We start from the raw sequence: 15,863 nt of genomic DNA on the forward strand, positions 1-15,863 counted from the left end.
ATGGAGTTTGAATTGAGAACACATTATTGTACAGAAGTTACAGAAAAAAACATCGGTGATAAAGTTACTGTTGCTGGTTGGGTAAACAGTAGAAGAGATCACGGTGGAATTATATTTATTGATTTAAGAGATAAGGGCGGACTAGTTCAATTAGTTGCTGACCCATCTGTTTTACCAATTGCAGAAACAGTTAGAGATGAATTTGTTTTAATTGCAACTGGAACAGTTAGAGAAAGAGGTGAAGGATTAGAAAATCCTAACTTAGTAACTGGAAAAATTGAAATTGTTTTAGATGAATTAGTTATTGAAAATAAATCTAAGCCAATGCCATTTGATTTAAATGATGAAAAAGTAAATGATGAAATTAAATTAAGAAATAGATTCTTAGAATTAAGATCGAAAAAAGCATTTGAAACTTTCCAATTAAGATCTAAAGCTGCTATTCAAGTAAGAAACACTTTAGATGAATTAGGTTTCTTAGATGTTGAAACTCCAATCTTAACAAAATCTACTCCAGAAGGTGCAAGAGATTATTTAGTACCATCAAGAGTTCATGGTGGTGAGTTTTATGCATTACCACAATCACCTCAATTATTTAAACAATTATTAATGGTATCTGGATTTGATAAATATTTCCAAATTGCTAAATGTTTTAGAGATGAAGATTTAAGAGCTGATAGACAACCTGAATTTACTCAAATAGATGTTGAGATGTCTTTTTGTGATCAAGAAGATGTAATTAAAGTTGCTGAAAAAGTTATCACTGATGTATTTACAAAATGTGATAAACCAGTTCCTGCTACTTTCCCAAGAATGAGATACTGGGATGCAATGGAAACTTATGGTTCAGATAAACCAGATACAAGATTTGCAATGCCTTTAGTAGATGTTATTGATATTTTTGCAAACTCTACAAATGAAATTTTTGCTGATATTGCAAAAGATAAAAAGAACAACAGAATCAAAGCACTTAAATGTCCAAATGGAGATAATATCTTCTCTAAGAGACAAATGAAAGGTTTTGAAGACTACGTTAGAAAATTTGGAGCTAAAGGTCTTGGTTACTTCCAAATGAAAGAAGATGGTCTTAAAGGTCCTTTAACTAAATTCTTCTCTGAAGCTGATTTAGAAGAGATTGTTAAAACTACTGAACTTGAAGTTGGTGATGTTGTATTCTTTGGTGCAGGTGATAAAAAGACTGTATGGGATTACATGGGTAGATTTAGACTTTACCTTGCTGAGCAAATGGATGCTATTCCTGAAGATGCTTACGAGTTCTTATGGGTTGTTGATTTCCCAATGTTTGAAACTGAAGACGGTAAAACTAAAGCTCTTCACCATCCGTTTACAATGCCAAAATCTTTAGAAGATACTTCAGATTTAGAAGCTATTGAATCAATTGCTTATGATATCGTATTAAACGGTATGGAATTAGGTGGTGGATCTATTAGAATTCATAAAGAAGAAATTCAATCAAAAGTATTTGAATTAATGGGAATTTCGGAAGAAGAGCAAAGAGAGAAATTTGGTTTCTTACTTGACGCACTTCAATATGGAGCACCATCTCATGGTGGATTCGCAATGGGTCTAGATAGACTTGTAATGCTTCTTGTTGGAACTGATTCAATTAGAGATGTTATTGCATTCCCTAAAACACAAAAAGCTCAATGTTTATTAACAGGAGCTCCATCACCAGTTGATGCTGAGCAGTTAAAAGACTTAAGTTTAAGAATTAGAAAAACTGAAGCCTAAGGCTTAATTAAAAGAGGTTAGTATGTTTAAAATTTTATTTTTATTAATACTACCTCTTTTGGTATTTTCAAAATACCAAATCACTACATATATGCCTCTTGAAGGCTACTTAATCAAAAAAATTGCTCAAAACTATGTAAGATCAAAAGTAATTGTTCCTACTTATTCTAATAAAAAATTAGATTTATCACACTCTGAAATATCAAGACTTGCTAATACTAAGGCATATTTTCATTTTGGTTTAGACATTGAAAAAGAGTATATATCTTTATTATCAAAAGCTAATCCACAATTAAAAGTATTTGATTTATCAAATGGTATTGATAAAATATCTTATAACGGGAAAATTAACCATTATGTTTGGATGGATCCTATATTACTACGTAAGGTAGCAAAAAATATATTTGATGCAATAGTGTCTTTAGATAAAAGTAATAAAGGTTTTTATTTAAATAGTTACAATGCTTTATTAGATGAATTAGATAAAATATATTTAAATACAAAAGTAAAACTAGATAAAAGTGAAATCTATAATATCTTTATTTTTGATGAGTATTGGACTTATTATGCTAAGCGATTCGGAATTAATTTATATAGAAAAGATAAACAAATTATTAAAGCAGATGAAGTTACACCTTTGTTAAAGTTCGTTGACAAAAATGAAATCAAAGCTGTATTAGTTGCTAATGATAACACTTTTTCTTATGCTAAATCTATTTCTGGAAATGCTGATATTGTGATTAAAAGTAATGATATTTTTGATGACTTCTTATTTAACAACTTTATAAATCTTACAAAAGAACTAGAGAAATAAAAAAATTATTTTTATTTTTTGAATAAATTTTATACACCTGTATATCCCCCTGAACTATCTTTATTGTATATAATCTATATATTATTTAGGAGTTTATTATGTCACAAAAACTAATTGATTATAAAGGTATTAGTGTAAAAAAAGAGTTATATCCAATCATTAAACATATTGAAGATGTGGATAAATATAGAGAAGAATTGGGAAGACTAAGTTCTTCCTGGGATATTTTTGCATTACTTGGACAATTAGGTGATATTAATATTGATATTGGTAAAACAAAAGAAAATTTCCTTAATCTTACATCTACGTTATTAAACCATTTGAGCGAACAAACAATAAAGAAAGTAACAACTGAAATGAAGTTCAAGTCTCAAGTTGCAATCGATATTGTTATTAGAAACTTGTTTGAAAGAACTGCTGATATTGGATTTTTATCTACGGATGATGATATTAGAAAGTTTATCAAATTTTATGTATCAGATTATGATGAAGAAAGCTTAGAGTATAAAAAAGAAATTCAAAAAAGATTTAAAGAGTATGTTGCTAAATATTCTGTTTATTTTGATATTGTTTTAGCTAATACAAATGGAAAAGTTTTAGCACGACTTAATGATGATATTAAGTCTGATAAAATTGAAAAGTCCTTCATTCAGGAAGTTTTAAATACGAGTAATGAATATGTTGAAACATATAAATATCATGATTTTATTCCTCAATATAAAAAAACTTTAGTTTATTCATACAAAGTTAGAAAAACAAATAATCCAAATTCTGAAAACTTAGGTGTCTTAAGTCTTTGTTTTAGATTTACTGATGAAATGAAAGGTATTTTTAAAAACTTAATTGATACGAAAAATAAAGAAGCTTTAATGATTTTAGATGAAGATGGAAAAGTAATTGCTTCAAGTAATAAAGCTCATATTCCACTTGGTTCTAAATTAGCAATTATTTTGGATGATGATTATAAGATTGTATCTTTTGCAGGTAGAGATTATATTGCTAAAACTTGTAAAACAAATGGTTATCAAGGTTTTAATGGATTAAAATGGTATGGACATATTATGATTCCTCTTGAACATGCTTTTTTAAGTGATGAATTGAATTCGTTAGATATTGAACAAAACATCATTGAATCTATGATGAATAATGAACAACATTTTTCTTCAGATTTAAAAGATGTTTTTCTAAAAAGTAAAATAATACAAGATAATTTAAGTAGAGTTATCTGGAATGGTAATATCGCTCAAAGTAAATTAAATTCAAGTAATAGAGGTTTTTCAAAATCCTTATTAAATGAAATAGGATTAACAGGAACAAAAGCTAATTCTTCCTTGGAAAATTTAAATGAAACTATAATAACCTCTATTTTAAAAGATAGTGAATTTTTATCCTCTTTAGCTATTGATATTATGGATAGGAATCTATATGAAAGGGCAAATGATTGTAGGTGGTGGGCTTTAACTTCATATTTTAGAGAAGCCTTAGATGATATGAATTCTTTAGCTCATAAACAAGAAGAGATATCTGCTGTTTTAAAATATATAAATGATTTATATACAGTGTATAGTAATATTTTAATTTATGATAGAGATGGAAAAGTTATTGCTGTATCAAATAAAAAAGATGATTATTTAATTGGTAAAATTTTAAGTCAAGAATGGGTTCATAAAAGTTTATCTTTAAAAGATACTTCAAAATATTGTGTATCAAAATTTGAAAAAACTAATCTTTATTCAAATGAATCTACATATATTTATTGTAGTGCAATCAGATCAATAAAAAATGAAAAACAAATAACTGGTGGTATAGCTGTAGTTTTTGATTCTACTCCAGAATTTTCTGCAATGTTAAATGAAACTCTTCCCAAAGATAGTAATCAAGAAAAAATCAAAGGAACTTTTGCTTTATTTACAAATAGGTCAAAAAGAATTATATCTTCTACAAATGATGAGTTTGCTGTTGATGGTTTTTTAGATATTAACGATAAGTTTTTTGAAATTGAGAATGCACATAAATATAGTGAAATTATTGAATTTAATAATAAATACTATGCTGTTGGTGTTCGATGTTCCATGGGCTATAGAGAATACAAAAGTAGGGTTGATGATTATGTAAATGATATTTTATGTTTTGTTTTTATTGAAATTGGTGATATAAATATCTCAAATAAAATACTATCTAAAGAGAATAGAAAATTTAGTAATCAAATAGTAAATGAAGAGTTTTTTGATGATAGCATAGAATTAGCTACTTTTAATATTGGAAATAGATTTTTAGCAGTTGATGCAAAGAATGTATTAGAATCTATTGGTATTGATGAACTAGAAGAATCAATTGATATGGATAAAAAAAATCATTTTAAAGGAATGGTTTTATATAAAGAAAAATTAATTTCTGTTTTAGATATTAGAGATTTTGTGAATGAAGAAATAAATGATAATCAATTATCAAATATTATATTATTAGAATATGATAAAGATAATCTTGAACATTGTATTGGGATTATGGTTTCTAGTTTAGAAAATATAGCGCTTGTTAAAAAAAATTCAATACAACATATTCAAAATCACTTTTTAGGAACAGGTACTTTAGTGGAAAGTTTAGTTGACATCAATCAAGATAATGAGTCAAAAGTTGCTATGATTTTGGATATAAAAAAAATTGATGTTAATTTAACACAAAAAATAGGCTAATTTGAACTTTATTGTATAATATTTAAAAGAATTGTGGCACAATACGAAAAAACTATACTATATAAAATTAAAGAAACTATAATGAGTAATATAAATAAACCAAATAAATTTTTACCTACTACTAGAAAAGAGATGGAAGAACGTGGATGGGACGAACTTGATGTTGTTCTAATCACTGGAGATGCTTACATTGATTCACCTTTTATGGGAATTGCAGTTGTGGGAAGAATATTAGAAGATATCGGACTTAGGGTTGGAATTATTGGACAACCTGATGTTAATTCTGATGTTGATGTTAAAAGACTTGGCGAGCCAAAACTATTTTGGGGAGTTAGTGGTGGAAGTATTGATTCTATGGTATCAAACTATACTGCTACAAAAAAATTCAGAAACTCGGATGATTATACTCCAGGTGGTAAGAATGAAAAAAGACCTGATAGAGCTACTATGGTTTATACAAACCTAATTAGAAGACACTTCAAAGGTACTGTTCCTATTGTATTAGGTGGTATTGAAGCTTCTTTACGTAGATTAACTCACTATGATTACTGGTCAAACAAATTAAGAAAACCTATTTTATTTGATACAAAAGCTGATTACATGATTTATGGAATGGGTGAACAAGCTATTATTGATTTAGGTAATACTTTAAGAGAGGGTGGAGATCCTAAGAATATTAGAGGTTTATGTTATATTTCAAAAGAACCGGTAGAGGAGTTTTTACAAATTCCTTCACATAAAGAGTGTTTAGATGAAAAAGAAAAGTATATTGATTTATTCAAAACTTTTTATGATAATAATGACCCTATGTACTCAAAAGGTTTATGTCAACCAGTTGATACAAGATATTTAATACAAAACCCACCTAGTGATCACATGGATCAAGATGAGATGGATAAAATTGCGTCTTTCCCATACCAAAGAGATGCTCACCCGTATAATACAAAAGATGGAAAAGTTAAATGTTTAGAAACAATTAAATTTTCTATTATGACTCATCATGGTTGTTGGGGAGAGTGTAACTTCTGTGCTATTGCCGCTCACCAAGGTAGAACAATTAGAACAAGAAGTGAAAAGAATATTCTTCAAGAGGCAAAAGACTTTACAAAATATAAAGACTTTAAAGGAATCATCTCTGATGTTGGTGGACCAACAGCTAATATGTATGGTTACGAATGTACTAAAAAGATGAAATTGGGTACCTGTATTGAGAATAAACGATGTGTTGATGCCAATAGACTTTGTAGAACTATGAAAGTTGACCACGGAAGAAATATTAAGTTACTAAAAGATATTAGAGCTATTCCTGGAATCAAAAAAGCATTTGTTGCTTCTGGGGTAAGATATGATTTAATTACTGCTGATAAAAAGCATGGTTATGAGTATTTAAAAGAGATGGTAAATCACCATATCTCAGGACAAATGAAAGTTGCACCTGAACATACAAGTGATGAAGTTCTTCATCATATGGGAAAACCTGGTAAACAAACGCTAATTGATTTTAAAAAGATGTATGATAGATTAAATAAAGAATCTGGTAAAAAACAGTTCTTAACATATTATCTAATTGCTGCACATCCAGGGTGTGAAGAAAAACATATGAAAGATTTAAAACAATTTACAACACATGAATTAAAAATGAATCCTGAACAAGCACAAGTATTTACTCCAACTCCTGGAACTTACTCTGCTGTTATGTATTATACAGAAATGGATCCATTTACAAAGAAAAAGATTTTTGTAGAAAAAGATCAAAGAAGAAAAGAGAAACAAAAAGAGATTGTAGTTCCAAAAAGAGATCATTTTAATGCAAGAGCTAAAAAAATGAAAACTTCATCAGGAATGCAAGGCTAATCCTACACTTACGCCTTTTATAGTTGTTTTATAATTAAAACAGGTATAAAAGGACTATTTCGATAAAATACCGCAATTATAATAATGCAAAACTTATTCAAGGAAAAATATTAATGAAAAAATTATTTTTAATTATTGGAGCTCCAGGTTCTGGAAAAACAACAGATGCTGAATTAATTGCAGCAAAATATGAAACTATTACTCATTATTCAACAGGTGATATGTTCCGAGCTGAAGTTGCAAGTGGTAGTAAAAGAGGTGAATTAATTGATTCTTTCATTTCTAAAGGTAAAATTGTACCTATTGATATTGCTATTGAAACTATTTTAGGTGCAATTAAAAGAACTTCAACTGATGTTGTAATTATTGATGGTTATCCAAGATCTGGGGAACAAATGACAGAACTTGATAAATATTTAGCACAAGAAGATGAAGTTGAATTGGTAAATGTAATTGAAGTTGAAGTATCAAAAGAGACTGCTTTCCAAAGAGTATTAGGTAGAGCTGCTGATGCACAAGTTATAAGAGCTGATGATAATGAAGAAGTTTTTCTTAATAGAATGAAACTATATATTGATCCTTTAGAAGAGATTCAATCTTTCTATACGAAAAAGAATTTATTAAAAGTTATTTCTGGAGAAAGAAGTATTGAAGAAATTGTAAATGAAATGGATAACTTTATTCAATCTAAAATATAATTTATTTTTTAATAAAAATTTTTCATAAAAAAGGCGAGTACTTGGTACTTGCCTTTTTTTATATTTATAATGAAAAAAAATGAATAAATAAATAATAAAAATATGTAATTATCATTTTATAAGTAAAGATGATATAAAATACGACTATATAAGACAGACTCAAATCTCAAATCTCAAATTTAAATCAAGGAAATATTATGCTTAAGAAAATGTCAATTAAAAATAAAATTATAATTCTTGTCGTTATTCCTGTACTTTCAATATTACTTTTATCAGCTAAAATCATTAGTTCAGATTCTGATAAGTTAGAGCAATATGAACATCTTGAAATGGGAGTAATTTTAACTACTAAAATATCTTCACTTGTTCATGAAACTCAAAAAGAAAGAGGAGCTACAGCTGGATTCATTGGAAGTAAAGGGAAAAAGTTTAATGAAATTTTACCTAAACAAAGAACTCTTACAAATGCTAGGATTAAAGAATTAAAAGAATTCCTTAGTAATAATGATACTTCTGTTATTTCAAAAGATTTAGTAATTACATTAGATAAATCTTTAAAACAATTAGAAAATATCTCAGTAATCAGAAAAAATGTAAGCTCTTTTAGCATTAGTGGTACAAAGGCCATTGGATATTATACAAATATGAATGGTTTGTTTTTATCAATCGCTGCAGAGGTTTCTAAGGTATCTAGTTCTCCTGATATTACTAATCAATTAGTTGCTTATTCAAACTTTTTATTAAGTAAAGAAAGAGCTGGAGTTGAGAGAGCAGTGGGAGCTAATACTTTAGCAAAAGATGGTTTTGGTCCGGGAATGAGAATTAAGTTTAATGATTTAATTGCTGCTCAAAACTCTTTTATGTCTAACTTCTTACAATATGCATCTCCGGAGGCTAGAGAATTTTATAAAAAAACTTTAGTTGGAAATGATGTAAATGAAGTAAATAGAATTAGAAATACTCTATTAACTTCTGATAAAAAACATGATATTACAGCTGATATGAAAAATGCTGTTGGATATGGTGGATTAATACATAACTTTAAAAACTATGTAATTAGAGGAACTGCAAAATATGAAGAAAAAGTAAAAAAGCAGTTTTCTCAATTATTAGCAGATATTAAAGAGTATAAAAATGTTGGTAATATTTCTGATGAAGAATTAGTTTTATTAAATGATATTGAAAAAGTATTTACTAAATATTACAATGGTCTTCCTTCTGTTGTAAAATCAGTAAATGAAGGTATGTTAGTAAAAGACTTAGATAAAGTTGTTAAAGTTAGTGATGGCCCTGCTATTAAAGCTTTAACAAAATTAGGAAATAGTCTGTTTGCTGATGATTCAGAATACTGGTTTAATAAAATCACTGCAAAAATCAATTTATTAAAAAAGATTGATGATTTCTTAGCTGAAAAATTAACACAAAATATTGTGAGTGAATATTCTGATGCTAAAGCTCAATATACACTTGTAATTAGTTTAGTTCTTCTTACTTTAATTATTGTGATCATTTTATCTTTCATTATTATGAAAACTATTGTTCAATCATTAACTGAATTTAAAGAAGGTTTATTATCATTCTTTAAATATGTAAATAAAGAAAATAAAGAGATTACTCATTTAGATGATTCAAACAGAGGCGAAATTGGATTGATGGCAAAAGCTGTTAATGAAAATATTGATAAAGTTAAAATTGGTATTGATGAAGAAAGAAATGTTATTGATAAAACAATTGCAGTTTTAAGAGATTTTGAACAAGGTGATTTATCTCAAAGAATTAATGTAACTACTGAAAATGTGGCTTTAAATGAATTAACTACATTACTTGATAAAATGGCCTCAAACCTTGAGTTAAATATTGATAATGTATTAAAAGTATTAGAAAACTATGCTTCTTATGATTATACAAATAAAGTTGATGATAGTGAGTTAAAAGCTCATCTAAAAAAATTAGCAACAGGTGTGAATAATTTAGGTGGTGCCATTTCTCAAATGTTAGTTGATAGTAAACAAGTTGGAGTTGATTTAAATAACTCTTCTGCTTCATTACTTGAAAATGTAAATATTGTAAATCAATCATCTACAGAAGCAGCAGCATCTTTAGAAGAAACAGCAGCAGCACTAGAAGAAGTTACTGGTAATATATCTAGTAGTTCTCAATCTATTAACCAAATGTCAGAATATGCATCAAGATTAAATTCTTCTACTTCACAAGGGGAAGAGTTAGCAAATAAAACAATGAAATCAATGGATGAAATTAATGAACAAGTTAGTTTAATTAATGAGTCTATTTCTATTATTGATCAGATTGCATTCCAAACAAATATTCTATCACTAAATGCTGCGGTTGAAGCTGCAACTGCTGGTGAGGCAGGAAAAGGTTTTGCTGTTGTTGCACAAGAAGTAAGAAACCTAGCATCAAGATCAGCTGAAGCTGCTAAAGAGATTAAAGATTTAGTAGAAAATGCAAATGAAAAAGCAGTTGAAGGTAAACAAATTGCTGATTCTATGATTCATGGATATGAGAGTTTAAATGAAAATATTGTTAAAACTATTGAATTAATTAGAACAGTTGAAACATCATCTCAAGAGCAGAGAACTGGTATTGAGCAAATTAATGATGCTATTAATATGCAAGATAGACAAACTCAAGAGATAGCACGAGCTGCAAGTGAAACATTTGACATTGCTACAAATACGTCAGATTTATCTACTAAAATTGTACAAAATGCAGATGAAAAAAACTTCATTGGAAAAAACGATATAGTTTAGAAAAATGAATAAACAAAAAAACTTCTATTCAGTTATTATTGGAACTGAACTTTTAAATGGGCGTCGTAAAGATGCCCATTTTTCATTTTTGAATGAACAACTTCTAAAAAGAGGTTGGGAACAAAAAGGCTCTTTTGTAATTGAAGATGATACAAAACTAATGTATGAAGTCTTCAAACTTATTAAATCTGACCCAAATTCTGTTATGTTTTGTTTTGGTGGTATTGGAGCTACACCTGATGATTATACAAGAGTAGTAGCTGCTAAAGCTTTTACGAATGGTAATATGGAATTTCATGAAGAAGCAAAACAAAGAATTATAAAACAATTTAAAGAAGAGGCATATCCCCATAGAATAAATATGTCTTACTTTCCCATAAATGCAAAACTTCTAAAAAATGTAGTTAATAATGTAGCAGGGTTTTATCTAGAAGATAGATTTTTCTTTACTCCTGGATTTCCTTCAATGAGCCAATCGATGGTTATTGAAGCTTTGGATAAACATTATGCTAAAAATGATAAAAAATATAGACGTGTATTAACTGCTTCTTGTGGGGAGAATGATTTGATAAATTGTATGAAAGAAATACCTAAACATTTGGATTTAGCTTCTTTACCTAAAATATTAGAAGATAAAAGAAAAGTTGTTTTATCTTTGTCTGGATTTAATAAAGAAGAGGTTGATGAGAATTTTCAGATATTTATTGATTATCTTGAAAAGAATGAAGTTGAGTATGTATTAAAAGATATTAATTTTTAGTATTACTTAACAGGTTTATTATAATCTCCAATTTGCCAACCATCATCTTTTTTGTATTTTCCTAAATTATAATCTTTCCAAACTTTTTTACAAAGCTTATTTCCTAATCTATATTGATCTTTTGCAAACTGATGTGCTCTACCAAAGTTTGGAAATACTCCAGAACCACTAGCATACATATATGCTATATAACAATTTGATGAATAATCTCTTTGTTTTGAAGCTTTTTTGAAATAGTATAGAGCTTTTTCATAATCTTTATCTACTAACTTCCCAAATAGGAAATATTTTCCAATCATTGTTTGTGATTTTGAATAACCCTCATTTGCTGAGTCTACAAAGCTATTGTAAGCCTTTATTTTATTATAGTAAGGACTTTTATTAGATTGATAGATTTTACCTAATAAGTACTTTGCTTGGCTACTATGTAGTTTTTCTGATTTTTTTAGAAGTTTATAAGCTCTTTTTATGTCTTTTTTGACTCCATCACCTTGAATAAAAATGATAGCTAGAGTATTTAAAGCTTTTGTATTATTTTGTTTTGCCAGTTTTTTGTATAAAGGAATTGCTTTTAATGCACCTTGATTTTCATGTACATTATTTGCTTCTTGGAAACTTGTAGCATTTAAGATATTAATAAATATTAAAAATACTACAAGTTGTTTCATATTATTTCTCTTTTTATTTCTGAACTTAGAGTAGTTGTTATCTCATAAGTAATTGTATCTTGAATTTTTGCTAATTCTTGAACATTGTCAAAAATACAAACTTCTTTTTCATCTGTGTCCAATGATAGATTATCCATTGATACTCTTCCTAGTATTTTATGACCTTTAGGTGTTGAATAAGATTGTCTTTCGTTTAGTCTTAAAAAACCATCTCCATATCCAATATCATAAGTTGAGACAATCATATCTTTTGAGGCTGTAAATGTAGCTCCATATCCAAGAGATTGTCCTTGTTTTAATTCTCTTGTTGACATCTTCTGTGCCCACATTGAAAGTACTGGTTTTAGCTCTGGGTTATTATATGTTTTATCTGTCTCTAAATACCCATATGTGGCTATCCCAACTCTAGCAAAATCTTCATTGAAATTATTGTGTCTAAATAGGGCTGAAGAGTTACAAGAATGGAAGCTAGGAATATCAAGTGAAAGTTTTTCACATATGTTCACAACTCTTCTTTTAACTTCCTTAAAATTTTCATTTTGCCAAAAGAAGTCTGTAGATAAAGTATCTGCATTTCTGTGGTGTGTGAAAACTCCAGTTATTTTGATATTTTTTTCTAGAAGCCCAGTATAAGCCTCTTCTAGTTCATCTATACAAATTCCATTCCTATGCATACCTGTATCTACTTTGATATGAACATTACTGTTATTTGGTAGATTACTAATATTTTCTAGGGAATTTAAAGCTATGTGAAAAGAGTGTGAATAAGTATGAAAATTACTTTCAGCTAGGATTAATATATTATTAAATAATTCTTTTATATGTAGAGCTTCTTTTAGTGTTCTAACTACTGCTTTTTTAATACCAAATTCAGCACATAATGTGGCTATCTCAACAAGTCCATGACCATAGGCATTATCCTTTAGTACAACGGCTACCTTTTCTTTAGAACCTGCGTGTTCTGAGATGATATTTAGGTTATGAAATAAGTTCTTTTTATTTAATAAAATTTTCGCCAAATTTAGTCCTCATTTTCTTTAAAATAACTAGATATTACTTCTGCATCTTTTTGGTTTAGAACTTCTTTTAGTTCCTCAACTGATGCTGTTTTTATTTTTTCAAATTCACCAAAATATAAAAGAAGTTTTTTTACTTTTGCTTCTCCAATACCTTTGATTTGAAGTAGAGATATTTGTTTGTCTTCTGCTCGTTTTTGTTTTTTATGGAAATTAATTACAAATCTATGTGCTTCATCTCTTTGTCTTTGAACAAACTGTAATCTTTGATCAGATGTTTTAAGTTTTAGAGCTCTAATACTTCCATCTTTATCTTTATAATGAACAATATCTTTTGCAGCACCTTTTGCTCTATGAGCTTTGGCATCTACTTTTTCTTTTGCTATTGCTATTATATCTAGATTCACTCCCACTGATTGAACAATATCATATGCTAGTTTTAGTAGTGTCTCTCCTCCGTCAATTACCCAAAGGTCTGGAGCAGGATTCTTTTCAAAAGAATCAACTCTTCTCATTAACATTTCTCTCATTTGAGAGTATTCGTCCTTTGATTCAAGATTATAGTGTCTAAAAGCTTTTTTATCAAAGGTATTTAACTCTTCATTCCATACAACCATAGCTCCAACAGTTGCTTGTCCCATCATATGTGAGTTATCATAAGACTCAACCCTATAAGGAAGTGTATTCAATCCAAATAGATTTTGCAGTTCTTCATATATAGTTGTTTGATTTTTAGAAGATTCAATTCTAAGTAATTCATCACAGTTATTAAGTGCAATATCCACTAGAGTTTTTTTCTTATCTCTTTTTGGATTTATAATTTTGATATTTCTATCAAATCTCTCTTTTATAAATACCTCTAAATCTTCTTTTTCTTCTACTTCGTTAGCTACTAATATCTCTTTTGGAAGTAGGGGAATTTCATTATCATAGTAGTTTATAATAGCTCTTTGATATGCTTCATTTAAATCTATTGTAGGTTCATTATCAATGATTGTATCTATTTTAATAAAGTCATGTGATGAAGAAGCTAGTTTTCCATCTCTAATGAACATTCTTACAATTACAGCTTTTTTTCTACCTGCTTTAATTGCAAAAAGGTCTAAGTCTTCATTTGTTGCTAAATCCATACCTGATTTGATTTGAGATTTTTCAATAGTTTTTATTCTATCTCTTAATTTCATAGCTTCTTCAAATCTAAAGTCTTCTGCATACTCTTCCATTTTTTCTTGTAGTTTTGCTATTAGTTTTGTTTTGTTATATATAAAATCTAATGCAGTATCTACTAGTTTTGAGTAATCTTCTGTAGTAATCTTACCTTCACATGGAGCATGACATTTTTTGATTTGATGGAAAAGACAAGCTTCTTTTCCTTTGATACATGATTTTTTTTGAACTAGAGGAACTATTTCATAAATAGAATCCAACATATCTTTAGCCCCTGTTGAGTATGGTCCAAAGTATTTGATACTTTTTCTTTTATGTACTTTTCTAGTGATTTCAAGTCTAGGGAATAGTTCTGCATAATCTACCATGATATATGGATATGTTTTATCATCTCGTAGTAAAATATTGTATTTTGGTTTTAGTTGTTTGATAAGAGAATTTTCCAAAATCAAAGCATCATGTTCATTAGGAACAACAATCCATTCAAGTGATACAGCTTCGCTAATCATCTTGTATATTCTAGGACCTAATTTATCTGCTGGTAATAGTTTTGGAGTAAATTTAAAGTATGACTTTACTCTATTTTTAAGGACTTTTGCTTTTCCAATATAAAGTAAATGACCATCTTTGTCAAAGTACTGATAGACTCCCGCTTCATTTGGGAGTTGTTTTAATTTCTCTTCTAAATTCATAGGCGAATTGTATCAAAAGTATGCTTTTAGTTTAGGGCTAAAAGCTTAGTGATAATTTATATAATAAGGCTGAACCATAATCTTTTGACTACCTACATTTTGTAATCCTAATATCTCTTTAGGAGTCATAATAGGTTTTGTATCTGAGTTATAAAAAATCTTAAATCCGCCAATAGCTTTATGAGTTTGCTCTGTTGCATATAAACCATTGTATATTTTGATTTTTACACCTGCATTTCCATGTCCATCGATATTATAAATAAGGTTTAGATTATCAAAGTTTTTAACTTCTTCTTTTTTTCTTAACATTCTTTTATGGAACATATGTACGATTAGATTTCTTTTTTCTTCTACATTATTCTCTATTAGATAATTACTAATAGACTCTTGTGCTTTATTTAGATCATCTGCAAAAATATGACCAACATATTTTCCCGGTGGGTATCTTCTATGTGTTGGGATTTTGAATTCAGGATCAATTGCTAAATGAACATTATCATATTTAAGATATTTTAGTATTGGTTGTACTGCTTCAAAAGCTGTTTTAGTTCCTAGTTGTACATCAAGTATTACAGCAAAACCTTCTTTGTTTGCTCTTTTGATGTATTTCATTACAGTTTTTTCACTCATTCCTAGTAAGTAGTCGTTTCTTCTTCCCGGATCTCTTGTTGCTAGGGAGTGAATAATATGAAAGGCAAGTTTTACATCTACATTGTTATCTAACTCATTTTTGAAATATAATTCTTTTTCTTTCATCTTAATAATTAGCTCATCAATATTATTTTCTCCTAAAATTCCAAGGGATGGAGTATTAGGTCTTCCATAATAACCAACTAAAACTTCTTTCTTTTTAATTGTTGTACTAGGCTCGATATTAGCGCTAGAGTTTTGTAAAAATACTATAAAAATCATGCTTATTAGGATTGAAAATTTATTCATTGTTGACTTCTTTCAAAAATTATTTTATTTCTTGGGAAA

At 28.3% G+C, this 15,863-nt stretch carries 11 protein-coding genes; 7 read left to right on the forward strand and 4 right to left on the reverse strand.

Annotation, left to right across the window (positions count from 1 at the left end; translation table 11 throughout):
• Window positions 1–12 precede the first annotated feature (12 nt).
• The 7 genes from aspS to ALEK_RS05510 all read left to right on the forward strand — a co-directional run bounded on the left by aspS (window position 13) and on the right by ALEK_RS05510 (window position 11,342).
• The gene (gene aspS, locus ALEK_RS05480; protein WP_071627245.1) at window positions 13–1,752 is read left to right on the forward strand and encodes an aspartate--tRNA ligase; all 1,740 of its coding nucleotides are present in this window, start codon (window positions 13–15) and stop codon (window positions 1,750–1,752) included.
• Between the two features lie 22 nt (window positions 1,753–1,774).
• Window positions 1,775–2,566, forward strand: a complete 792-nt coding sequence (locus ALEK_RS05485) for a metal ABC transporter solute-binding protein, Zn/Mn family (protein ID WP_071627246.1) — start codon at window positions 1,775–1,777, stop codon at window positions 2,564–2,566.
• A gap of 98 nt (window positions 2,567–2,664) precedes the next feature.
• Window positions 2,665–5,259: a chemotaxis protein CheW gene (locus tag ALEK_RS05490; RefSeq protein WP_071627247.1), complete on the forward strand. Its 2,595-nt coding sequence runs from the start codon at window positions 2,665–2,667 to the stop codon at window positions 5,257–5,259.
• A gap of 81 nt (window positions 5,260–5,340) precedes the next feature.
• On the forward strand, window positions 5,341–7,113 hold the full coding sequence (locus tag ALEK_RS05495; RefSeq protein ID WP_071627248.1) for a YgiQ family radical SAM protein: 1,773 nt from the start codon (window positions 5,341–5,343) through the stop codon (window positions 7,111–7,113).
• 113 nt (window positions 7,114–7,226) lie between these two features.
• On the forward strand, window positions 7,227–7,811 hold the full coding sequence (locus ALEK_RS05500) for an adenylate kinase (RefSeq protein ID WP_071627249.1): 585 nt from the start codon (window positions 7,227–7,229) through the stop codon (window positions 7,809–7,811).
• Window positions 7,812–8,008: 197 nt separating this feature from the next.
• Window positions 8,009–10,582 (forward strand): methyl-accepting chemotaxis protein, encoded by a 2,574-nt coding sequence (locus ALEK_RS05505; RefSeq protein ID WP_071627250.1) that lies wholly within the window; start codon window positions 8,009–8,011, stop codon window positions 10,580–10,582.
• 4 nt (window positions 10,583–10,586) lie between these two features.
• A complete protein-coding gene (locus ALEK_RS05510) occupies window positions 10,587–11,342 on the forward strand; it encodes a competence/damage-inducible protein A (protein WP_071627251.1) in 756 nt (251 codons plus the stop codon).
• Between the two features lie 2 nt (window positions 11,343–11,344).
• Here ALEK_RS05510 and ALEK_RS05515 read toward each other — a convergent pair whose 3' ends face one another.
• From ALEK_RS05515 to ALEK_RS05530, 4 genes are read right to left on the reverse strand one after another with little or no spacing between them, the layout of a single operon-like run.
• Complete coding sequence (locus ALEK_RS05515; RefSeq protein ID WP_071627252.1) at window positions 11,345–12,010, reverse strand: tetratricopeptide repeat protein; 666 nt, start codon at window positions 12,008–12,010, stop codon at window positions 11,345–11,347.
• The gene (locus ALEK_RS05520) at window positions 12,007–13,029 is read right to left on the reverse strand and encodes an alanine racemase (RefSeq protein ID WP_071627253.1); all 1,023 of its coding nucleotides are present in this window, start codon (window positions 13,027–13,029) and stop codon (window positions 12,007–12,009) included. The genes ALEK_RS05515 and ALEK_RS05520 overlap by 4 nt, the downstream gene beginning before the upstream one ends.
• 2 nt (window positions 13,030–13,031) lie before the next feature.
• Window positions 13,032–14,885: an excinuclease ABC subunit UvrC gene (uvrC, locus tag ALEK_RS05525; protein WP_071627254.1), complete on the reverse strand. Its 1,854-nt coding sequence runs from the start codon at window positions 14,883–14,885 to the stop codon at window positions 13,032–13,034.
• 45 nt (window positions 14,886–14,930) lie between these two features.
• Window positions 14,931–15,824 (reverse strand): hypothetical protein, encoded by an 894-nt coding sequence (locus ALEK_RS05530; protein WP_071627255.1) that lies wholly within the window; start codon window positions 15,822–15,824, stop codon window positions 14,931–14,933.
• Window positions 15,825–15,863 lie beyond the last annotated feature (39 nt).

Origin of the sequence: Poseidonibacter lekithochrous, assembly GCF_013283835.1 — a bacterium.
Taxonomy (GTDB): Bacteria; Campylobacterota; Campylobacteria; order Campylobacterales; family Arcobacteraceae; genus Poseidonibacter; species Poseidonibacter lekithochrous.